Consider the following 22,149-nt stretch of genomic DNA (forward strand, 5'->3'; position numbering starts at 1 on the left):
ATGGCCCGCTCCTACAAGGGTGCACCCAGACTATAAGTACAGGCCCCCACCATGGTCAGCTTCAACCGCAACCTCGAACTCGCCACCCAGCACATCGCCCTGCGCGGGCTGGGCAAGACCTATGCCGGCCACCATGGCCCGGTGGAGGCGCTCAGCGATATCGAACTCTCCGTCCGCCGTGGCGAAGTGTTCGGCATCATCGGCCGCAGCGGCGCCGGCAAGAGCTCGCTGATCCGCACCCTCAACCGCCTGGAAAATCCCAGCGTCGGCCAGGTGCTGATCGACGGCGAGGACATCGGCACTTTCGACTCTCGGCAACTGGTCGGACTGCGCCGCCGCGTCGGCATGATCTTCCAGCACTTCAACCTGATGTCGGCCAAGACGGTGGCGCAGAACATCGCCCTGCCCCTGCGCGTGGCCGGTGTGCCGAAGGCGCGCATCGCCGAGCGGGTGGACGAACTGCTGCAGCTCGTGGGACTGCAAGACAAGCGCCACGCCTACCCGGCGCAACTCTCCGGCGGCCAGAAACAGCGCGTCGGCATCGCCCGCGCGCTGGTGCACCAGCCGGAAATCCTGCTCTGCGACGAGGCCACCTCGGCGCTGGACCCGGAGAGCACCCAGGCCATCCTCGCGCTGCTGCGCGACATCAACCGCCGCCTCGGCCTGACCATCGTGCTGATCACCCACGAGATGGCGGTGATCCGCGAAATCTGCGACCGGGTGGTGGTGCTCGAGCGCGGGCGCATCGTCGAGCAGGGCGACGTCTGGGAAGTCTTCGGCAACCCGCAGCACGAAGTCAGCCGCACCCTGCTCGGCTCGCTGCAGCAGCACCTGCCGCCGGACCTGCTGACGCGACTGGAGCATCCTTCGGACAACGAAGTCATCCTCGACCTGCACTACACCGGCGCGCGCGAACAGGAACCCGACCTGCTGGCCATCGCCCAGGCCCTGGGCGGCCGCATCAGCCTGCTGCACGGCGGCATCGAGCGCATCCAGGGCCGCGCCCTCGGCCGGCTTTTGCTGAGCGTCGCCGCGCCTGCCGCCAGCGCCCCGCAATTGCTCGAACGTGCCCGCGATGTCGCCGATCGCCTGGAGGTGCTCACCCATGCCTGATCGCCTGCTGCAAGGCCTGCTCGACACCCTGCTGATGATCGGCGCGTCCTCGGCCATCGTCCTGCTGGTGGGCATCCCGCTGGCCCTGGTGCTGGTCACCACCGGCCCCGGCGGGATCTTCCAGGCGCGCCTGCTCAACCAGGGCCTGGGCAGCGTGGTCAACGTGCTGCGCTCGATCCCGTTCCTGATCCTGATGGTCGCGCTGATTCCCTTCACCCGGCTGATCGTCGGCACCAGCTATGGCGTTTGGGCAGCGGTGGTGCCGCTGACCATCGCCGCCACGCCGTTCTTTGCGCGCATCGCCGAGGTCAGCCTGCGCGAGGTCGACCATGGCCTGATCGAGGCGGCGCAGGCCATGGGCTGCCAGCCCCGGCACATCATCTGGAACGTGCTGCTGCCCGAGGCGCGACCGGGCATAGTCGCCGGCTTCACCATCACCCTGGTGACCATGATCAACTCCTCGGCCATGGCCGGCGCCATCGGTGCCGGCGGCCTCGGCGACCTCGCCTATCGCTATGGCTACCAGCGCTTCGACACCCAGGTGATGCTCACCGTGATCATCCTGCTGGTGGCGCTGGTGACGCTGATCCAGTTCGGCGGCGACCGCCTGGCGCGCTGGCTCAACAAGCGCCTGTGACGTTCGTCGGCTGATTCCGCCACACCCCTGCTCCCACGCGGGTTGCGTCTAACCTGACAACACACCCGCCCCTCCGTGCCCAGGCACAGTTCGTGGATGCGTGGCGTCCCTGTGCTCATTGCGGAGGCGTTCGTCATGGCCAACCCCCTTTCCACCCTGGGTATCATGCATACCGCCATCAGCCTGGTGCCGCTGGTCGCCGGGCTGTGGGCGTTCTACCAGGCCGGGCGCATCGACCCGCGCAGTCCGGTCGGGCGCTGGTATGTGTACGGCATGATCCTCGGGGTGCTCACCGCGTTCGGGCTCTCCAGCACGGGCGGTTTCAATGCCGGCCACGCCATCGGCATCCTCTGCCTGATTGCCATTGCGGTGGGCAGCTATGCGCAACGGATCAGGGCGCTGGGCGGCCTGGGCGAGTACCTGGAAACGGCAGCGATGAGCTTCAGCTTCTTCCTGATGATGATCCCCACGCTCAACGAATCCCTGTCGCGCCTGCCGCCATCCAACCCCATAGGCCACGGCCCGGACTCGCCGCCGGTGCAGACCGCCGTGATGATCGCTCTACTGCTGTTCTTCATCGGCGTGCTCTACCAGTTCTACCGCATCCACCGCCGCCGCATGCCGCCGGCGCGCCCGGCGCACTGAGGGTCTATGCTGGCGGCGTCATCCTTCCGGAGCGCCGCCATGACCGTCCGCCGCATCGTCGCCAACCTCGCCACCGGCAAGCCTGCCGACGTCGCGCGTTTCTACCGCGAGCTGTTCGACCTGGACGTGGTGATGGACCACGGCTGGCTGATCACTCTCGCCAGCGGCAACAGTGCGCTCGCGCAATTGAGCCTGGCCAGCGAAGGCGGCTCCAGTGCGCCGGTGCCGGACCTGTCCATCGAGGTGGACAATCTCGATGAGGTGCATGAGCGCGCCCTGGCCGCAGGCCACGAGATTGCCTATGCGCTGACCCTCGAGCCCTGGGGCGTGCGGCGTTTCTTCGTGCGTGATCCGTTGGGGACGCTGGTGAACGTGCTCCAGCACGTCCATTGAAGAGAGGGTTCGCGAGCAGGCTCGCTCCTACAGGAAGAGCACCCTGGCACCGGTAGGAGCGAGCTTGCTCGCGAATGATTTCAGCGATTGAGGAAGCCCAGCAGGTCCTCGTTCACCTGGTCGGCCATGGTGGTGCACATGCCATGGGCGCCCCCCTTGTAGACCTTCAGCGCTCCGCGCTGGACGAGCTCCACCGAACGCTGGCCAGCAGCGCCGATGGGCACGATCTGGTCGTCGTCGCCGTGGAGGACCAGCACCGGCACATCGATCTTCTTCAGATCCTCGGTGTAGTCCACCTCGGAGAACTCGTGGATGCACAGGTACTGCCCGAGGTGCCCGCCGGTCATGCCCTGCAGCCAGAAGTTGTCGATCACCCCCTGGGACTGCTTCGCGCCCGGCCGGTTGTAGCCGTAGAACGGCACGGCCAGGTCCTTGAAGAACTGCGAACGGTCTTCCTTCACGCCCTTGCGGATGCCGTCGAACACGTCGATCGGCAGGCCGCCGGGGTTGGCGGCCGTCTTGAGCATCAGCGGCGGCACCGCGCCGATCAGCACCGCAGCGGAGAGGCGCCTGGTGCCATGGCGGCCGATGTAGCGCGTCACCTCGCCACCGCCGGTGGAGTGGCCCACCAGCGTGGCGGACTTGAGGTCCAGCGCGTCGATCACCGCCGCCAGGTCGTCGGCATAGGTGTCCATGTCGTTGCCGTTGGCCGGCTGGCCCGAACGGCCGTGGCCGCGCCGGTCGTGGGCGATGACCCGGTAACCCTTCTGCACCAGGAACAACATCTGCGCGTCCCAGGCGTCGGCATTCAGCGGCCAGCCGTGGGAGAACACCACCGGCTGCCCGCTGCCCCAGTCCTTGTAGAAGATCTCAGTGCCATCTTTCGCTTTGACGAAGCTCATTTAGGTCGTTTCCTTCAGGGAGTGGTTGAAAAGAAACGCCGCAACTTCAGCGACTTCGGACCGCTCTACGGCGGCCTTGAGCATAGCCAGTGCAGTGCGGCCGGCACCCGCGCCCGGCGGCTTTCCGACAAGCGACAACTCAGCCGATGCCGGTCGCAAACAAACCGCCGAGCCAGTCGGAGAACACCCGCAGGCGCCGCGACATCTGCCGGCGCACCGGGTGCAGCACGCTGACCGGCAGCGGCGGCGGCTGCCAGGCGCGCAGCACCTCCACCAGCTCACCACTGGCCAAGCCCTCGCGCAGGTGGTAACGCGGCGCCTGGATCATGCCGAAGCCGGCGCGGCAGGCGGCGATATAGGCGTCGGCATTGTTCACCGCGATCCGGCTGGGCAGCCGCTGGGTGCGCAACTGGCCGTCGAAGCGGAACTCCAGGTCGAAGATGCGCCCGCTGGAGGCCGACTGGTAATTCACCGCGAGATGTCCTTCGAGCCGATCCGGATGCTCGGGCAGGCCGAACTCCTGCACGTAGGCGCGGCTCACGCAGGTCAGTTGCTCCAGCTCGGCGATGCGCCGGCCGACCAGGCTGGAATCCGGCAGCTCGCCTGCGCGCAGCACGCAGTCGACGCCTTCGCGTACCAGGTCCACCTGGCGATCATTCAGGCTCAGTTCCAGCTCGATCTGCGGGTAGCGCCGGCAGAATTCCGGCAGCGCCGGGATCACCACCAACCGCCCCAGCGAGCTGGGCAGGTCGATACGCAGCTTGCCGCGTGGGTTATCGGGGGAGTCGGAGAAACAGTTCTCCGCCTCCTCCAGGTCCTCCAGCAGGCGCACGCAGCGCTCGTAGTAGGCCAGGCCGTCAGCCGTGACGCTGACCTGTCGCGTGGTGCGGCGCAGCAGTTGCACGCCCAGGTGCGTCTCCAGTTGCTGGATCAGCTGGGTCACGCTGGCGCGCGGCATCTGCAGGCTGTCCGCCGCCTTGCCGAAGGCCTTGAGTTCGACGATGCGGGTGTAGACCTGCATGGCCTGCAAGCGGTCCATGGCGCACTCCGATTATTCATCCAAACCGAATAGTTAAACCGCAATCTGCCGGTTTATCCATGCCTGGCAAACAACAAGAATGGTCCTGCCCCTTTCCCAACCCCGGAGAATCCCCGCATGAAGACCCGTCGCCTGGGCTCGCAAGGCCCCGTCGTCTCCGCCATCGGCCTCGGCTGCATGGGCATGTCCGACTTCTACACCACCGGCAGCGATGAAGCCGAATCCATCGCCACCCTGCACCACGCGCTGGAGCTGGGCGTCACCCTGCTCGACACCGCCGATATCTACGGCCCGCACACCAACGAGGAACTGCTCGGCCGCGCCCTGAAGGGCAAGCGCGAGCAGGTCTTCCTCGCCACCAAGTTCGGCATCGTGCGCACCCCGGAGCAGCCGCAGGTGCGCGGCGCCAACGGCAGCCCGGAGTACATCCGCCAGGCGGTGGAAGGCAGCCTGAAGCGCCTGGGTACCGACCATATCGACCTCTACTACCAGCATCGCGTCGACCCCAAGGTGCCGATCGAGGAAACCGTCGGCGCCATGGCCGAGCTGGTGAAGGCCGGCAAGGTGCGCTATCTCGGCCTGAGCGAAGCCTCGGCGCAGACGCTGGAGCGTGCGCACAAGGTCCACCCGATCACCGCGCTGCAGAGCGAGTACTCGCTGTGGACCCGCGACCCGGAGGAGAACGGCGTGCTGGCCGCCTGTGCACGCCTGGGAGTCGGCTTCGTGCCCAACAGCCCGCTGGGCCGTGGCTTCCTCACCGGCGCGCTGAAGAGCCCGGATGATTTCGCCGAGGATGATTACCGCCGCTCCAGCCCGCGCTTCACCGGCGAGAACTTCGCAAAGAACCTGCAACTGGTGGACAAGGTCGCCGAGCTGGCCGCCGCTCGGGGCGTGAAACCCTCGCAACTGGCGCTGGCCTGGGTGCTGGCCCGGGGCGAGCACCTGGTGCCGATCCCCGGCACCAAGCAGCGCAAGTACCTGGAGGAGAACGTCGCCGCCGTGGACCTGGCGCTGACCCAGGCAGAACTGCTCGAACTGGACGCGATCTTCCCGGCCGGCGCCGCCGCTGGCGGGCGCTACAGCGAACAGGTGATGGCGCTGATCCAGTAAAAGCTCTGCAGCGGGGCTCCGGTGGGCGCTCGCAGCGGTTATGCTGACGGGGTCCACCGGAGGCTCCATGCGATTCGTTCCCGCCGCACTGCTCGTACTATCCTTCCTTCCCCTCGCCGCCCACGCGGATGAGGAGTGCCAGGTGACGGCCGTGTTCAGCGGCGACCAGTTGACCTGCCAGCGCGCGGACGGTGGCGACACCACCATCCACCTGCGCGGTGTGACCGCTCCGGAACTGGAGCAACCCTTCGGCCAGCGCTCGCGCGCGGCCCTGGTGCAACTCGCCCTGGGCAAGAGCGCCACCCTCAAGCACGCCGAGCAGCTACCCGATGGCAGCCTGCGTGCGGCGGTCTGGGTCACCCCGGCGGAATGCCCGAACTGCGGTCACACACTGGATATCGGTCGTGCACAACTGAGCATCGGGCTCGCGCGCTGGCGGCAGAGCGACGCGCAGACACCCGAGGAAGTCGGCCAGTACCAGTTCGAGGAACACGAGGCCAGGGCGCGTCGCACCAACCTCTGGCGCAAGCCATGACCCCGCTGGTGCTCAGTTGCTCACGTAGTGCTGCAGGATGCGGCGGTCCTCGCCATCTTCGACCAGCTTCTTCAGCGTCTGCGCGTAGCGACGGACGAACTCCTCGTCCTGGGTGCGCTTACTGAAGGCGACTTCCGCCGACTCTGCCGATACCACCACGCCCGTGGGCTCGATGCGCTTGGCCAGGCCCAACTGCTGCAGCTCATACTGGCCGCTGTGCTCGTCGGCGATGATGCCGTCGATGCGCCCCTTGTCGACCATGTGCCAGAGGTTGCTGCGGCTGGGGTTGAAGAACACCCGCGCGGCGTAGTCCGGGTCGGCCATCAGTTGGCGGAAGGGTTCGCCGTAGGACACATCGATCTGTGCGCCGAGACGGAAGTCGCTGCCGGCCAGGTCGGACAGCTGCTGCAGGCTGTCGCGCTGGGGCAAGCCGCGTCGGACGAAGAGGATGTTGCGCGACGGCGGCAATACCGCACCGGAGAACCACGCGTAAGCCTCGCGCTCGGGCTTGCGGAAGGCGCCGGGCAGCACGTCGAGGCGACCGAGTTCGAGCTCCTTGAGCGCCCGCGCCCAGGGCAGCTTGACCATCCGCACCTGGCAACCCAGGTGCTCCAGCACTTCACGGTTCAAATCGACGTACAGGCCACCGACGCTGCCGTCGGGCAATTGCATGCTGAAGGGCGGGTCGTCATCCCAGCGCAGGGTCTTCTCGCAGGCGGCCAGCGGCACACTGGCCAGCGCCAGGCCCAACAGGGCCAGGCGCTTCAGGCGCGCACGCGGGAACAACGGCAGGCGATGGGCTTGCGACGGCAAGATCACGACTCACAGCAGGAGAAGACGGATGGCCTGAGTGTATTGAACCCGATGCCTGCGTGACCAGAGGTGATCGGGTTCGCACGTTGGTTCCGTTTCGCTCACTGCCAGCCGTAGCGCCGGGCGAACCAGCCCTTCACGGCCTGGGTCAGCGCCATGTAGCCCAGCAGGATCGCCACCAGCCACGGCCAGTAGCCCAGCGGCAGTGCCTGCATGCGGAAGGAATGCGCCAGCGGCCCCATGGGCAGGAAGATCGCCACCGCGACGATCACCAGGGTCATGCCCAGCAGCGGCCAGGCGGCGCGACTCTGCAGGAACGGAATGCGTCGGGTGCGGATCATGTGCACCACCAGCAGTTGCGAGATCAGCCCCTCGACGAACCAGCCGGACTGGAACAGCGTCTGGTGCGCCGGTGAACTCGCACCGAACACGTGCCAGAGCACGAGGAAGGTGGCGATGTCGAAGATCGAGCTGATCGGCCCGAAGAACACCATGAAGCGCCCCAGCCCGTCCGGGTTCCACTGCTGCGGCTTGCGCAGCAGTTCGTCGTCGACGTGGTCGAAGGGAATGGCGATCTGCGACAGGTCGTAGAGCAGGTTCTGCACCAGCAGTTGCAGCGGCAGCATCGGCAGGAAGGGAATGAAGGCGCTGGCCACCAGCACGCTGAACACGTTGCCGAAGTTGGAGCTGGCCGTCATGCGGATGTACTTGAGCATGTTGGCGAAGGTGCGGCGCCCTTCGATCACGCCCTCCTCCAGGACCATCAGGCTCTTCTCCAGGAGGATCAGGTCGGCGGCTTCCTTGGCGATGTCCACCGCCGAATCAACCGAGATGCCGATGTCCGCCGTACGCAGCGCCGGGGCATCGTTGATGCCGTCGCCGAGGAAGCCGACCACGTGGCCGCGCTCGCGCAGCACGCGCACCAGGCGCTCCTTGTGGCTGGGAGTGAGCTTGGCGAACAGCGTGGTGCGCTCGGCCAGCTCGCCCAGCGCGGTATCCTCCAGTTCGTCCAGTTGCGGGCCGAGCAGCACACCCTCGACGACCAGCCCCACATCACGGCAGACCTTCAGGCTCACCCGGTCGTTGTCGCCGGTCAGCACCTTCACCGCCACGCCGTTCCGCGCCAGCGCGCGCAGCGCCGGGGCGGTGGTTTCCTTGGGCGGGTCGAGGAAGGCGATGTAGCCGGCCAGGCACAACTCGCTCTCGTCGGCCACGCCATAGGTATCGCGGGTGGGCGGCAGCTCGCGGGTGGCCACGGCGACCACCCGCAGGCCTTCCTGGTTGAGCCCGTCGGCCACCGCGCGGATGTTTTCCAGGCGCGCCCCGGTGAGCGGCTCGACGCCATCGTCGGTTTCCACCGTGGCGCAGACCGACAGCACTTCCTCCAGCGCGCCCTTGCAGATCAGCAGGTGGTTGTCCTCGCGCTCGCTGACCACCACCGACATGCGTCGGCGGGCGAAATCGAAGGGAATCTCGTCGAGCTTGCGGAAGCGGCTGTCCACCTTCAGCGCATGGCGCAGCTCGACATGTTCGAGTACGGCGACATCCAGCAGGTTCTTCAGCCCGGTCTGGTAATGGCTGTTGAGGAAGGCCAGTTGCAGCACGCGGTCCTGCACTTGACCGAAGGCGTCGGTGTGGCGCTCGAGGACGATGCGGTCCTGGGTCAGCGTGCCGGTCTTGTCGGTGCAGAGGATGTCCATGGCGCCGAAGTTCTGGATGGCGTCCAGGCGCTTGACGATCACCTTGCGCCGGCTGAGCACCACCGCGCCCTTGGCCAGGGTCGAGGTAACGATCATCGGGAGCATTTCCGGGGTCAGCCCGACCGCGATGGACAGCGCGAACAGCGCGGCCTCCAGCCAGTCACCCTTGGTAAAGCCGTTGATCAGCAGGACCACCGGCGCCATCACCAGCATGAAGCGGATCAGCAGCCAGCTGACCCGGTTGACGCCGGTCTGGAAGGCCGTCGGCGTGGGATCGCTGGCGATCACCCGCTCGGCGAGGGAGCCGAAATAGGTGCGCGTACCAGTGCCGATCACCACCGCCAGGGCGGAGCCACTGACCACGGTGGTGCCCATGAAGCACAGGCTGTCGCGCTCCAGCGGGTTGCCCTGGCGGGCGTCGCGCAGCTGGGCGAACTTCTCCACCGGCAGGGATTCGCCGGTCAGTGCCGCCTGGCCGAGGAAAAGGTCCTTGGCGCTGAGCAGACGCACGTCCGCCGGCACCATGTCACCCGCCGAAAGCCACAGTACATCGCCGGGTACCAGGTCGCGGATCGGCACTTCCACCCGCAGCACCGGACCGTCATCCTCGGCACTGCGGAACACGGTCGCGGTGTTGCTGACCATCGCCTTGAGCTTCTCGGCGGCGCGGTTGGAACGCTTCTCCTGGATGAAGCGCAGCAGCGTGGAAATGCCCACCATGCTGCCGATCACCACCGCAGCCTCGACGTCCTCGGTGAACCAGGAAATGGTCGCCAGCACGGTGAGCAGCAGGTTGAAGGGGTTGCAGTAGCAGTACCAGAGGTGCATCCAGGCGCCGATGGGCCGGTCCTGGTCCACTTCGTTGAGTCCGCCGCGCAGGCGGCGCTCCTGCGCCTCGCTCTCGCTCAGGCCCTCGCGCCGGCTTTCCAGGCGCTCCAGTACCGAGGCCGGCTCCAGTGCGGACCACTCCAGCAAGGCCGCCGTCAGGGCATTGGGCGCCTGCCGTCCGGCGCCAGCGCCGCGCAGCAGGTCGCGTGCGGCCAGCCGGCGCAGTTGCCGGGCCGGGAAGCCCTTGTTGATGAATTCGAGCAGGTGGGTCCTGATAAGGTCCAGGCGCATGATGACTCTCCCCTTGTGCGCCACATCGTCCGGCGGCGGGGGCAGTCTGTGCCGGCTACCTTAAGGGGCCATGAAGGCTGGCAGAGAGCCAAGGGCAGGCGAATCGGCAGCGTGAATCACCGCTGCCGATCGCACTCAGAAATCGCGCTTGTAGAAGATGTCCAGCGAGCTGGCCAGCCCGCTGGCAGCCTCCAGGTAGACCTTCTTGCTGAGCAGGTAGCGCAGCGCGATGGTGTTGGCCGGCTCGAACACACCCACGCCATAGCGCAGGCTCAGGCGGTCGGAGAGCTGGCCGCTGGCAACCACGCTGGTGCTGTTGCCGGTTCCCTCGGTGTCCAGCTGGAAGTCCTGGATACCCAGCCTCTGCGCCACTTCCCCGGTCAGCGGTGCGCTGCCCGCGAGCCCGAGCGCCAGGGCGGCTTCACCGAGCATATTGCTGTCCTCGCCGCTGGACATCGGCCGGCCCAGCACCAGGTAGGAGAGCGCCTGCTGCTGGCTCATGGCGGGCTCGGAGAACACTTCGCTGCGAGGCTGCTCGGCGTTTCCGGTCAGGCGCAGGCCAGCCACCACGTCGTCGACCTTGCGGATCGCCTCGACATCGAGGAACGGCTGGTCGATGGGCCCGGCGAACAGCAGGCGAGCGCGGCGGATGGTCAGCTTCTGGCCGTAGGCGCGGTAGCGGCCGTTGTTCAGGCGCAGCTCGCCACGGGTATCCATGTTGTCGCCGATGTGCACCTGTCCGGCCAGCTCGGCATTCAGGCCGAAACCACTGAAGGTCAGCTTGTCGCTGCCGACCTTGACGTCGATGTCCATGTTCAGCGCCAGGGTGCTTTTCGGCTCCTGCTTCTCGCCGACGATCACGCTGTCATCGGAGACCTTGACCGTGGACGGCGGCAACTGGCGGATGGTGATGGCGCCGCGCGGCACCTGCACCGAACCGGAAACCGCGAGCTTCTCACCCGCCATCTGCACGCTGAGATCCGGCTCGACTTCCAGGTTGGCGTAGGGCTCCACGGTCACCGGCAGACGGTTGCCGCGCAACTTCACGTCGACATCCAGGCCGCTGGCCCAGGCGATGCGGCCGGACAGGCTGCCATTGCCGTTCTTTCCGGCCTTCCAGTCGCCACTCAGATCGACCTGCTCGCCGGCAATACGCGCGGTCACCTGCAACTGCTCGAAACGGGTCGGCAGGTCGCCGCCGGAGATTTCGCCATCGTTCAGGCGCAGCTCGCCATCCACCCGTGGCGCCAGCAGGCCACCGGAAAACTGCCCGCTGCCGTTGAGGTGGCCCTTCAGGGTTTCCACCATGGGCGCAAAGGGCCGCGCCACGGAAATATCCAGGCCATTGAGGCTGAAGGTACCGTTCACCGGCTTGGCTTTCGGCCGCGGGTCGAGCTGGACCTGGGCCTGCAGGCTGCCGAGCTTGTCACCCTGGAACTGCAGGCTGGTGTCGATGCGCCGGGGCGTCAGGCGGCTCTCCAGTTGCAGGCGCTGGTAGGGGAAGTCAACCCACTCCTCCTGCTCCTTGATCCGCAGCGTGCCATTGTTGGCATTGATCAGGATGGAACCAGAGGGGCCGCTGGCGGGCAGGTCGAGCTGCACATCGCCATCGAGCTTGCCCTTCCAGGCGAAGTCCTCGGGCAGCCAGCGCGCCAGGCTGTCCAGCGGGAACTCGCGCAGGTGCAGGCGCAGGCGCGGGTCGGGCATCAGCCGCTGGTCTTCCATGCACAGGCTGGCGGGGCCGGAAGCCCAGCAATGAGCGCCGAGGTTGATGCGCCCGTCCGCCAGGCGCTCCAGGCGCGCCGGCTGCTGCAAACGCCAGTCCTGTCCGCCGCTCTGTATATCGCCTTTCGCGAGGCGCCCGCGCCAGTCCTTGCCGTTCCAGTCGCCGTCCAGGCCGAGGTCGAGCACCACCGGCTTGCCTTGCAGGTTCAGGGCAAGCTGCTGACGCTTGAGGTCGCCGCTGCCGTCCAGCTTGAGCACGCCAAAATCCGTGTCGCCACTGCGCAGCCCCTGGGCCGTCAGGTTGACCCGGCCACGCTGGGCAGCATCCAGGGAGGCGGTCAGGTCCAGCGTGCGCAGGCCCTGGTCGGCGTAGGCGACGCGCTGGCCGTCAAGCTTGAGTTGCCCTTGCGGCGCCTGCAAGGTTCCGGCCAGATCAAGGCGGCCGCCAATCTGGCCGAACAGCTGCGGCCACAGCTGGCCGAGACGATTCAGGGCGATGTCGAGCCGACCGGAGAGCCGCTGGTCCAGCGCGGCTTGCCCGCTGATGCGGTTGTCGCCCAGTTGCAGCGTCAGTCCATCGACCTTCCACGCCTGCCCCGCCGCCGCGGCATTTGCCTTGAAAATGGCTGGCTGGCCGCGCAGGCGCCCCTGCAGGTCGAGGTTGGCATCGAGGCTCAGCGCCTCACCCTTGAGCGAGCCCTTGCTGCGCAGTGGCCCGCCGAGGCGGCCGGGCATCTCCTCGAGCCAGTAGGCCGGGTCGAGGTCGGACAGATCGAGGGCGGCATCCCAGGTCACTGCATCGGCGAAGCCGACCTTCAGGTGTCCTTCGACCTTGCCCTGCCCCGCCACCAGTTTCAGCGACGGCAGGAAGACTTCCGCGAGATTGCCCGAGACCGGGCTGGCCAGGGTGAAATCACCCGCCGGCCCCTTGAAGGCGCCGTCGAAGTTGCCCAGGTAGGCGCCGTCGCTGTAGCTCACTTCGGCCTTGAACGTGTGCACGCTCACCGGCGGCTCGTCGATGGCCGGATACAGGCGGCGCCAGGGGAAGTCCAGCCAGTCGAGCTGGGCGTTGGCGGCGAAGGCATCCTTCCAGTCGAGCCGGCCGGTCAGCGCCACGCGCTGGTCCTTGGCGGCACTCAGGTCGAGCGCGGCGATGTCCGCGCCCTGAGCGTCGACACGGCCGCGCAGAGTCAGTACCACCGGGCTTTCCTCAGCAGGCAGCACGGCAGCGCCGGCCAGTTGATAGCCATCCTTGAGGTTGCCACTGGCATTCAGGCGCAGCTGGTTCAGCGTCAGGGTGTCGGGCAATGAGGCGTCAGCCTTGAAGCCGTCGGCAGTCACCAGCGCAGTGGCCGGCAGGTTCTCCGCCAGCGGCTGCAGGTCGCCGTCCAGCTTGCCGTTGAGGTAGCCACTGCTCTGCGCCTGCACTTTGAGATGGCCCATCAGTTCGCCCTTGGCCTGCAGTTGCAGGGTCCAGGGCTTTTCACCCGGCGCGGGCAGACCAAGCGTACCTTCAGCCTCCAGCGGCCAGCCCTGGGTCGGCTTCAGCAGGCCCTTGAGCGAGAGGCTCAGGCCGTCGCGGGCGAGCTTCACCGAGTCGATGTGCAGGCCTTCACGGTCCCAGTGCGCCGCCAACTCGGCATCGCGCAGCTGTTCCTGGCCATCGAGCAGGAAGCGGCCGATGCGGATGTCACCCAGTTCCAGCGACAGCGGCAGGTTCAGGTCGGGCAGTTCGATGGGGCCGGACGATTCGCTCGGCTCGCTCGGCGGCAGGGTCAGCAGTACTTCGTTGGCCGCGACCTTGTGCAGGCACAGGGTCATGCGCAGCAGGCAGGCGGGCGACCAGTCGATCTGTGGCTGGTCCAGTACCAGGTGAGTGGCACCGTCGGTCCATTCAAGGCGTTTGGCGCTGAAGCCACCGGCAAGGCGGCCATCGAATTCATCGACGCTCAGGCCCGGCACCCAGCTCAGCACCGCCCGGCTGCCCGCGGGCGTGCCGGTCAATGCCGCGACAGCGATCACCAGCAGCAGGATCAGCCCGAGCAGGCCGCCCAGGCCCCAGCGCAGCGCGCGCATCCAGCCCGCGCGACTCATAGTTCAGGCCCCATGGAGAAGTGCAGGCGAATGCCGCCGTCCTCGTCCAGGCCGTCGGCGAGGTCCAGGCGCAGCGGGCCGACCGGGGAAATCCAGCGGATGCCGATGCCGACGCCGGTCTTGATCGAGGGGAAGTCCAGCGAGTTGAACGAGTTGCCCTGGTCGACGAAGGCCGCGATGCGCCAGCGCTCGGCTATCGGATACTGGTATTCGACGCTGCCGGCGACCATGTAGCGGCCACCGATGCGGTCGCCGTCGGAGTTCTTCGGCGACAGCGTCTGGTAGTCGTAGCCACGCACGCTCTGGTCACCGCCGGCGAAGAAGCGCAGCGACGGCGGGATAGCGCTGTAGTCGTTGGTGGCGATGCCGCCGACCTGGATGCGTCCGAGCAACCGCTGCCCTCCCCAGAAACTGGTCACGCCCTTGGCCATGGCGTTGATGTGGGCGACGTCGGCGTCCGCCAGCAACCCTTCCTTGGCGCCCTTCACTTCGAACTGCAGGCGGTAGCCCTTGCCGGGGTCGATCTTGTTGTCGGCTTCGAGAATCGAGTAGCCGATCCCCGGCATCAGGAAGCTGCTCAGGCCTGAGTCGTCGCCCAGCTTGTACTCCTCGCGCTGCCAGTTCAGCGAGACCACCCGCTGCCAGCCGCTGTCGAGCTTGTGGTGCCACTCGCCGCCGAGGGTCAGCAGCTTGCTCTCGGTGTCTACCAGGTCCTCGTACTGATAGCCGCTGGTGAAGCGCAGCTTGTCGGTGAGCGGCGGGTCCAGCGGGATCTCGTACCAGGCGCCGACGTTCTGCCGGGGCGCGGAAACCTCCGCCTCGAAGCCCAGGCTGTGACCTTGCGGATTGACCCAGTGGCGGGTCCAGGTGGCCCGTGCACGCGGCCCGACATCGGTCGAGAAGCCCAGGCCGAGGCCCATGGTGCGCGGCTTTCGCGCTTCCAGATGGACGTGCACCGGCACCACTTCGCCATCGGCATTGGTCGGTGCAGCGTCGACCCGCACGCCATCGAAGTAGCCGCTGGACTGCAAGGCCTGGTTGAGGTCGGCGATCTGCTCGGAGTCGTAGTCGCTGCCTTCCTTGAACGGCACCATGCGCTGCAGCAGGTCCTCGTCGAAGGGGAAATCGCCGGCGAAATCGACCTTGCCCAACCGGTAGCGCGGCCCGCTGGCGTAGACCAGTTCGATATCCGCCACACCCGCCTCGGGGTCGATGCGCAACTGCTGCTGGGTGAACTGCCCGCGGAAGAAACCGAAGCGCGAAGCCTGGTTCTGGATCAGCCGCTTGGCGTCTTCGTAGGCGCCGTGGTTGAGTTGTGCGCCAGGCTTCAGGGCATCGCCGCCGGGCACCCGGAAGCTCTTGAGCTGGGCTGCCGGGCCTTCGACGCGCACGGTGACGTTACGCAGGTGAATGGGCTCGCCGGGGCGGACGTTGATGCGCAGGGTGGGCACCTTGTCATCGGTCACCCGGCCACGGATGCGCGCCTGGTAGTAGCCCAAAGCCTGGGCGGCCTTCTGCGCCTGCTCCACGGCATTGCGCCGGAATCTTTGCAGGGCCGCCTGATCACGCTCGCCAAGGCTGCCCAGATAGGCCTCGATATTGGCCTTGAGCGCAGCGTTGGCGGGGGTGACACGAACGTCGAGATGGGCTTCGGCCGCCAGGGCCCTCTGAATGCAGAAGGCCAGTACCAGCAGCAGCCCAAGCAATCCTTGGACAACTCTCATGGCGCGAAATGCTAGCACGGGTTTTCCCCGTATTGCCTTCCTTCAAGCCATAGGAAGCGTCTGAGGATTCACAGCGCCGGCTATCCCGCAGACGCTTTCACCGCCTCGCGCCCATGGGTGGGATGGAACAGCACATGCTCGCGGATCGGCCCCAGCGCCACCTCGCCCAGTTCCTCGTAACCGTGTCGCCGGTAGAACTCCAGGTAGCGAGCATTGCCCGTATCCAGCACCAGCCCCTGGGAGCCGCCATCCTCGGCGCACCAGGCATGCAGCGCATCGAGAAGCTGTTCGCCCAGGTGCTTGCCCTGGAACTCCGGGTGCACGCCAATCAGCGGCAGGATGTGGTACGGCCCCGGCGGCAGGCAGCCAATCACGGCGGCGTGGTAGTCCAGGTAGCGCCGGGTGCAACCCAGGCCGGTGGTGAGCAGCATGCGCATGCGCCAGAACCAGCTTTCGGTGACATCCAGGCGACGTTGCGGTGGAACCACCAGCGCCACGCCCACCAGGCGATCCTCGATCAGCAGGCCGATGGCCGGCAACTCCTCGAGAAAATGCTGGTTGACCAGCTCGCGGACGGTTGCCCGCACACGCTGATCGAAACCGGCACGGTCGGACTCGAACAGGTAGGCAAAGGTGGGTTCGTGGCGGTAGGCGTGGTACAGCAGCGAGCGGACTTCACGGCTGTAGTTGCCGTCCAGCAGACGGACTTCGGCGAGGGTATCAGGCATGCGGACGCCTCTTCGTGTGAGTTCTTCTTATGGTTATGAGTCCAGCCACAAAACCCTAGCAGCGCCGCGCCGGGGTCGCCAGGGTCGGCCTACCTGGGCTAGCATCGTGCTTTTGCCAGGGCGCCCAGGATGAAAATCGTCTCCTTCAATATCAACGGTTTGCGCGCACGTCCCCACCAGCTCCAGGCGATCATCGAGCGCCACCAGCCGGACGTGATCGGCCTGCAGGAAACCAAGGTCGCCGACGAGCAGTTCCCCCGCGAGGAAATCGAAGCCCTCGGCTACCACGTGCACTACCACGGGCAGAAAGGCCACTACGGCGTCGCGCTGCTCTCCCGCCAGGAGCCGCTGGAGCTGCAGCGCGGTTTCCCCAACGACGGCGAGGACTCCCAGCGCCGCTTCATCTGGGGCACCTTCAAGGACGCCGACGGCCAGCCGATCACCGTGATGAACGGCTACTTCCCGCAGGGCGAGAGCCGTGACCATCCAGTAAAATTTCCCGCCAAGCAGCGCTTCTACGCCGACCTGCAGGACCTGCTGGAAACCCGCTTCCAGCCCGACCAGCCGCTGGTGGTGATGGGCGATATCAACATCTCGCCGGAAGACTGCGACATCGGCATCGGCGAAGAGAATCGCAAGCGCTGGCTGAAGACCGGCAAGTGCAGCTTCCTGCCGGAAGAGCGCGAATGGCTGGCTCGCCTGAAGGGCTGGGGCCTGGTGGACAGCTTCCGCCTGCAGAACCCGAGCGTGGACGACCGCTTCAGCTGGTTCGACTACCGCAGCCGTGGATTCGAGGACACTCCCAAGCGCGGGCTGCGCATCGACGTGATCCTCGCCTCCGAGGCCCTGCGCGGCCGCATCGCCGAGACCGGCGTGGACTACGACATCCGCGGTATGGAAAAGCCCTCGGACCACGCACCGATCTGGCTGCAACTGAAGTAATCGCCCTGAACGAAAAAGCCCGGCCAATGCCGGGCTTTTTCGTTTTCCGGTGAGAACTCAGGCTTCTTCCGTCCCGGTTCCAACCGTCTTGCTGATGGCACTGTAGGTCGTGTTGAAGCGCACGGTCTCGTTGAAACCCTTGACGATGGCGCCAAAGCGCTCCTTGGCGTCGAGCAGTTGCTTGAAACGATCCGCCAGCTCGCCGCTCTGGCGCTGCAGGCCGGCCTCGCGATCATCCAGCTCCTGACCCCGCGCACGCAGCTGGTGCTGCTGACGGTCGATGCTCTGCTGCTCCTGACCCAGGATCTCGGCGCGCTTGGTCGTCGCGCGGTCACGGCTATCGACGGTTTCGGCCAGGGCCTGCAAGGCCGTGCTGCGCTCGGCGAGAACGGTGGCATTGTGCTCGGCGATGCGTTCGATACCGTATTTATCTTCCTGCAGACGTTGTTCCTGCTGGATCAGGCGCTCTTCCCGCTCAGCCAGCTGGCGCTCGCGCTCAAGCGTCGCCAGACGGCGCTCCTCGAGCGCCTCTCGCATCTTCACGATTTCCAGCTTCTGCTGCGACAGGCCGTGCGCCATGCCGGCCAGAGAATCGAGCGTGGACTGTACATCGTGCAGGACGCCATCGGTTTCAAGGGCCGAAGAGTGGCGCACGGCCACGGTGGATTCCACGAACACTCGGGCATTCGCGGCTTCAGTGGTGGCGGGTTGGGCTTGAGCGTTCATGGTGGGGTGTTCCTCGTGGAAAGAGTGGGAAGTAGGCTGGCTGGAAGGCGAAGTCGGTGCCGCCCGAGCCTTGTTGCCCTCCTGATCCTGTAGCGGCTCCGCCAGTCGCAGCGAATCAAGCAGCCTGGCCCCCGCTTCGGCTTCGCAGACTTCAAGACCCGCAGAGGAAACACCGGCAGCCAGCTCCAGCGGCTCGATGAGCCTGGAGCCATCGGGATCCAGACCCGAGCAGGCCGAAGCGAGCTCGGCGAGATCGCGCTCGAGGTTTTCGAAGGCCTCGACGGTTTGCGGATCTGCGGAGGGCCCAGCCGGCGAACAAGAGCCACCCTGAATCGGGATATACCCCGCCGACATCACGGGGCATGCGAGGCCCTCGGAGGACGCGAACCGATGTTCCTTGAGGCCGTATAGCCCGTCGTCGGTACCCGGAGAAAAATGTGCGACTGCCTGATCGGATGACTGGGAGGCAGTAAAGGCTGACAAGCCTGCCTCCAGGTCTCCTTCGGGCCGATTTACATCTGAAGTCATGAAACGTCCTACCCTGAGGGTGGTCAGCCAGATATCCCCTACGCGCTGTACGACAAGTCGAACGAGACTGCAGGTTCAATGGCGATGCCGCTTGGGATCCAGGGCATCAAGGCCAACGGGAAGAGCCGATGGGCTGCCCCGTCTTCCTGGGTGGCAGGAGAGCAGGACAGGTTGCAGGAGGAATTCTTACAACTCGGGACCAGGATGAATGTCAGTAATTTCTTGCGTTAACGAAGGAAAACTATGCAAGACCAGCTTGACTGGAGCGCCTCGTATCCAAGGCACCCGGTTCCCTCCAAACCTGAGTAGGACCTCCCGAAAGTCCCGTTTGAACAGATCCCCTAAAGCAGGCCAATTTCCTGGCTGATGCTGAACAGGTCATCCAGGCTCGTTGCTGACAGCTTTCGCATCAACTGCCGCTTGTGCTGGCCGATGCTCGCCCCCGATGACGCAAGGACCTCTGCCAGCGAAGCAACCGAACGGCCCCGATGCAGGCCGTGCAGAACGGCAACCAGATGGGTAGGTAGCGCCAGCGCCGACTCCAGCCTGATATTTCCACTCAGCGGCAGTCGCTCGTGCTCAGGAAACACCTTGCCGCCGGCGAGAACGGCATCGACGGCCCGACCGAGCAGCGTCGGGCGGTCATCCATCAACAGGAAACCCGACACGCCAACACGAATCGCTCGTTGAATGTTCAGCGGAGAAGCGAGACTGGAGCACACCAGCACCGGGGTGGAGGGCTTGAGCCGACCGTCGCGCCGGAGCATGGTGACCAGCTCCATGCCGTGAATGTCCGGCAGCTCGAGGGTCACCACCAGGAGATCGCAGTCGCTGGCGTCCAGGCCGATCAAGGCCTGACGCGCATACTTGAAGTGCGCGTCACACTGATGGCCCTGGTCCAACAGAAACCGGCGGATCGTGACGAAGTCACGCCGCGACGGCTCGATGAGTACTATGCGGGCCATGTTCCTCCCTGCAGCGAAGGCCCCGGGGGCCGAGTGCGACATGGCGTGTTTAAAGGATTCACCGCAGACGTCGTTCCCGCAGAAATGTCATTGAACGGCTACCCCAACGGAAATAGCCGCTGGTGCACGGACGAAGCCGGACAGTTCCGTGTCTCGGCATCCCCTGTTGCACCAGCCTCCCCACTGCGGCAGACACTTTCGACCGGGGCGCTCAATGGCGCACCGGTCGCTCCGGTCAATCGTTGACGGTTTTGGAAATGGCCGACAGGGTGCTGTTGAACTGCACCGTCTCGTTGAAGCTCTTCACGATGGTGCTGAACTTGTCCTTGGCGCTCTGCAGTTGCTTGAGCCGAACGCCCAGTTCCTCGCTCTTGCGCTTGAGGGCGCTCTCGCGCTCATCCAGCTCGCTGGCGCGATTGCGCAGATTGCCAGCCTGCTCATCGATGCGCTGCTGTTCCAACTGGATCGACTCGGCGCGCTTGATGGTGGTCTTGTCGCGCAGGTCGACCGTCTGCGCCAGCTCCTTGAGTGCCTCGCTGCGCTCGGCAAGCAGGCGATTATTCTCCGCGGCCATGCGGTCCAGATTGGTCTTGGCCTCCTTGAGATGATTCTCCAGCTGCAGGAGGCGCTCTTCCTTGTCGCCCGCCAGGCGCTCGCGCTCCTGCAGCTGGTTGTTCCACTCCTCCAGCTCTTCCTGCAGACGGCCAGCGGCCTGCTTCTGCTGGGTCAGCCCCTGTGCCATGCCCGCGAGAGAATTCAAGGTGCTCTGCACATCGGACAGTACATCGTCCGGATCAGCTTCGAGCTGTGGAACGCTCAGCGTGGCCGCTACTTCCTGCAACTCCACCGACGTGATGGGGGCAGCAGCAGCCTGGGCATCGACCCCGATTGACTCATCGCGCATTTCGGTCATTTCAGTTTCCTTCTGGATAAAGATTCCCTGAAGCGTCAACACTTCAGGAATGTTGTCGTCGGCTTGCCGAGCGTCGGCAGCCAAGGGGGCGAAGTCGCTTTGCGCCGGGCTTGCAGCCGCGACCACCTCGACCTGCACCGCGGAATCCTCTTCGTGCACGGCATTGGCCGCAGCCAGCACAGCCAGTGCGTCCTCGAGACTTGCGATCATCGGTTCGAAGCTGAACTCATCGGCGCAGGCTGCTTCCTGAGCCGGGGCGACCACCTGCGCATCCAGCTTCGCCGGTTCAGCCTCGTGCTCCGGCTCGGAGGGTTGCTCCTGCGTGAGGTCAGCGGGGCTTTCCATTACCGGATGTACCGAGGCTCCAGCGCTTTCCGGCTGCAGTTGCCCGGTAGTCTCTTCGGGGATAGGCGCGCTCGCAGTGACGGTTTCGGGCACGACCACTTCCGATTCGCCGGTGCCCCGCGCCTGTGCCACCAGGGACTGTTCGGCCGCAGCCTCGACCGTGGGCTCGCTCACGCTCTCCCTCTGCGGACCATCAGGAATCGATGCAACAGCAGGCTCCCGCCTCGCAGGCGGCCGCACCCGAACGACCGGTTTCCGGTTGAGACGCACACCACTGACGACAATGGTCGGAGTCGCTGCCCTTGGCACTTCCAACACAGGCTCAGGCTCAGGCTCAGGCTCAGGCTCAGGCTCAGGAACGATGCCGGTTTCGCGCTCTTCCACGACCTCCGGAGCTTCCGCCTCCGGCTCCTGTGCCAGGCCATTCATCTGCGATTGCAGTTGCTCACCGGGAACCTCGATCGCTGGCGATTGCACGACATCGTCCGGTACGGCGAAGTCCCGTGGTGCGGATTCCGCTGCCACATCCGCAGCCGGTTCAAGCTCGGGTTCCATTTCAGTAATTGCCACTGGCGCTTCCATTTCCGGCATTTCGTTAAGGGCGACTTCCTGAGCGTGCGGCTCGACAACGCTGGCTGCAGATGGCTCCACCGCAGCAACGGCGTCGGGCAACGAGCTTTCCGACGACTCGACGCTTTCCGGGAGTTGCTGCGCAACCTGCGCTGCGCCGGACTCAGGCCCATCGGCCAGGACAGGGACGCCCGCTGCATCTGCACTCGCCACGGTCCGAAGCTCATCCACTGCAACCATCGGCTCTTGCATCGCGGTCGACGCGGCAACCTGCTCCTGGCGATCCGAAACAGGCTCGGGACTTTCCAGCGCCTCGTGGGTGCCAATGTTCAGGAACTCCTGGTCCACGGACTCCAGCGGAACACTGCCGGCGATTCCAAGCGCACGCAGTTCGTCGATACCGGCACTGGATTCGCTCCCAGACGCTTCATCGACGTCGGAACTCTCCAGCTCTGGCGGTAGCGGCTCGGCGGCGTTGAACCGCGGCTGCCGGGCGAAGTTCGCGAAGTCGAGGATCATCTCGGTGGCCAGTTCGAAACCGAGGTCCTCGATCCTGGCCGGCACATCCTCATCCTCCTCCGGACGCCTCAGGACACTGGCGACAGGGGGCCGCACGCCCAGCATTCCGGCCCTGGACAGCAAGTGCAGCCAGGAACGCAGCGGCTGCAGTGGCAGCTGAATACCCTGGAAGGTCAATGCCTGGGGCGCCGGCAGACTCAATGCACGACGCCGCCAAGGACGTCCCCAGGAAGCGGCAGAGGCGACATGCAGGGCCAGGGCGGCCGGTTTGACGCGATGCTCTGAACCAGCCGGGGCTGGCGCACGTTGGGATTGAGTCATGATCACTTTCCGGCGGGGACGTTGAAACGGCGCAAGTTTCTCC

Annotated in this window: 17 protein-coding genes; 7 read left to right on the top strand and 10 right to left on the bottom strand. The window is 65.9% G+C overall.

What is annotated here, in order from left to right:
• Positions 1-51 precede the first annotated feature (51 nt).
• The 4 genes from UB43_RS02485 to UB43_RS02500 all read left to right on the top strand — a co-directional run bounded on the left by UB43_RS02485 (position 52) and on the right by UB43_RS02500 (position 2,788).
• Complete coding sequence (locus UB43_RS02485; protein WP_045208081.1) at positions 52-1,113, top strand: methionine ABC transporter ATP-binding protein; 1,062 nt, start codon at positions 52-54, stop codon at positions 1,111-1,113.
• Positions 1,076-1,750, top strand: a complete 675-nt coding sequence (locus tag UB43_RS02490) for a methionine ABC transporter permease (protein WP_156160322.1) — start codon at positions 1,076-1,078, stop codon at positions 1,748-1,750. Before UB43_RS02485 ends, UB43_RS02490 begins: the two co-directional genes overlap by 38 nt.
• A gap of 135 nt (positions 1,751-1,885) precedes the next feature.
• On the top strand, positions 1,886-2,395 hold the full coding sequence (locus tag UB43_RS02495) for a hypothetical protein (protein ID WP_045208084.1): 510 nt from the start codon (positions 1,886-1,888) through the stop codon (positions 2,393-2,395).
• A gap of 39 nt (positions 2,396-2,434) precedes the next feature.
• Positions 2,435-2,788, top strand: a complete 354-nt coding sequence (locus UB43_RS02500; protein WP_045208086.1) for a VOC family protein — start codon at positions 2,435-2,437, stop codon at positions 2,786-2,788.
• 80 nt (positions 2,789-2,868) lie between these two features.
• On the opposite strand, the gene UB43_RS02505 is transcribed toward UB43_RS02500, so the two are convergent.
• Together UB43_RS02505 and UB43_RS02510 are read right to left on the bottom strand one after the other, a co-directional pair.
• Positions 2,869-3,690: an alpha/beta fold hydrolase gene (locus tag UB43_RS02505; protein ID WP_045208088.1), complete on the bottom strand. Its 822-nt coding sequence runs from the start codon at positions 3,688-3,690 to the stop codon at positions 2,869-2,871.
• A 139-nt stretch (positions 3,691-3,829) separates the two neighbouring features.
• Positions 3,830-4,729, bottom strand: a complete 900-nt coding sequence (locus UB43_RS02510; RefSeq protein WP_045208091.1) for a LysR family transcriptional regulator — start codon at positions 4,727-4,729, stop codon at positions 3,830-3,832.
• Positions 4,730-4,846: 117 nt separating this feature from the next.
• On the opposite strand from UB43_RS02510, the gene UB43_RS02515 reads away from it, so the two are divergent.
• Positions 4,847-5,839, top strand: a complete 993-nt coding sequence (locus UB43_RS02515) for an aldo/keto reductase (RefSeq protein ID WP_045208094.1) — start codon at positions 4,847-4,849, stop codon at positions 5,837-5,839.
• 67 nt (positions 5,840-5,906) lie between these two features.
• Positions 5,907-6,374, top strand: coding sequence for a thermonuclease family protein (locus UB43_RS02520; protein WP_045208097.1), 468 nt, complete (start codon positions 5,907-5,909; stop codon positions 6,372-6,374).
• A gap of 12 nt (positions 6,375-6,386) precedes the next feature.
• Here UB43_RS02520 and UB43_RS02525 read toward each other — a convergent pair whose 3' ends face one another.
• From UB43_RS02525 to UB43_RS02545, 5 genes are all read right to left on the bottom strand, one after another.
• A complete protein-coding gene (locus tag UB43_RS02525; protein ID WP_045208099.1) occupies positions 6,387-7,193 on the bottom strand; it encodes an ABC transporter substrate-binding protein in 807 nt (268 codons plus the stop codon).
• Between the two features lie 95 nt (positions 7,194-7,288).
• A complete protein-coding gene (gene mgtA, locus UB43_RS02530; protein WP_045208101.1) occupies positions 7,289-10,006 on the bottom strand; it encodes a magnesium-translocating P-type ATPase in 2,718 nt (905 codons plus the stop codon).
• 135 nt (positions 10,007-10,141) lie between these two features.
• Entirely contained in the window at positions 10,142-13,807 is a 3,666-nt protein-coding gene (locus UB43_RS02535; RefSeq protein ID WP_045208103.1) for a translocation/assembly module TamB domain-containing protein, read from the bottom strand.
• A 14-nt stretch (positions 13,808-13,821) separates the two neighbouring features.
• Positions 13,822-15,549 (bottom strand): autotransporter assembly complex family protein, encoded by a 1,728-nt coding sequence (locus UB43_RS02540; RefSeq protein WP_045208104.1) that lies wholly within the window; start codon positions 15,547-15,549, stop codon positions 13,822-13,824.
• A gap of 80 nt (positions 15,550-15,629) precedes the next feature.
• Positions 15,630-16,277 (bottom strand): N-acetyltransferase, encoded by a 648-nt coding sequence (locus tag UB43_RS02545; RefSeq protein WP_045208106.1) that lies wholly within the window; start codon positions 16,275-16,277, stop codon positions 15,630-15,632.
• A gap of 129 nt (positions 16,278-16,406) precedes the next feature.
• Between UB43_RS02545 and xthA the strand changes: the two genes are divergently transcribed.
• Positions 16,407-17,219 carry an exodeoxyribonuclease III gene (xthA, locus tag UB43_RS02550; protein ID WP_045208108.1) on the top strand — a complete coding sequence of 271 codons (813 nt, stop codon included), beginning with the start codon at positions 16,407-16,409 and terminating at the stop codon, positions 17,217-17,219.
• Positions 17,220-17,276: 57 nt separating this feature from the next.
• Here the strand turns inward: xthA and UB43_RS29475 are convergent, their stop codons facing one another.
• The 3 genes from UB43_RS29475 to UB43_RS29480 form a co-directional block, all read right to left on the bottom strand.
• Positions 17,277-18,473, bottom strand: a complete 1,197-nt coding sequence (locus UB43_RS29475; RefSeq protein ID WP_156160324.1) for a hypothetical protein — start codon at positions 18,471-18,473, stop codon at positions 17,277-17,279.
• Between the two features lie 341 nt (positions 18,474-18,814).
• A complete protein-coding gene (locus UB43_RS02560; protein WP_045208109.1) occupies positions 18,815-19,438 on the bottom strand; it encodes a response regulator transcription factor in 624 nt (207 codons plus the stop codon).
• Positions 19,439-19,673: 235 nt separating this feature from the next.
• Positions 19,674-22,106 carry a hypothetical protein gene (locus tag UB43_RS29480; RefSeq protein ID WP_156160325.1) on the bottom strand — a complete coding sequence of 811 codons (2,433 nt, stop codon included), beginning with the start codon at positions 22,104-22,106 and terminating at the stop codon, positions 19,674-19,676.
• Positions 22,107-22,149: the final 43 nt, after the last annotated feature.

Source organism: Pseudomonas sp. 21 (assembly GCF_000955805.1).
Taxonomy (GTDB): domain Bacteria; phylum Pseudomonadota; class Gammaproteobacteria; order Pseudomonadales; family Pseudomonadaceae; genus Pseudomonas.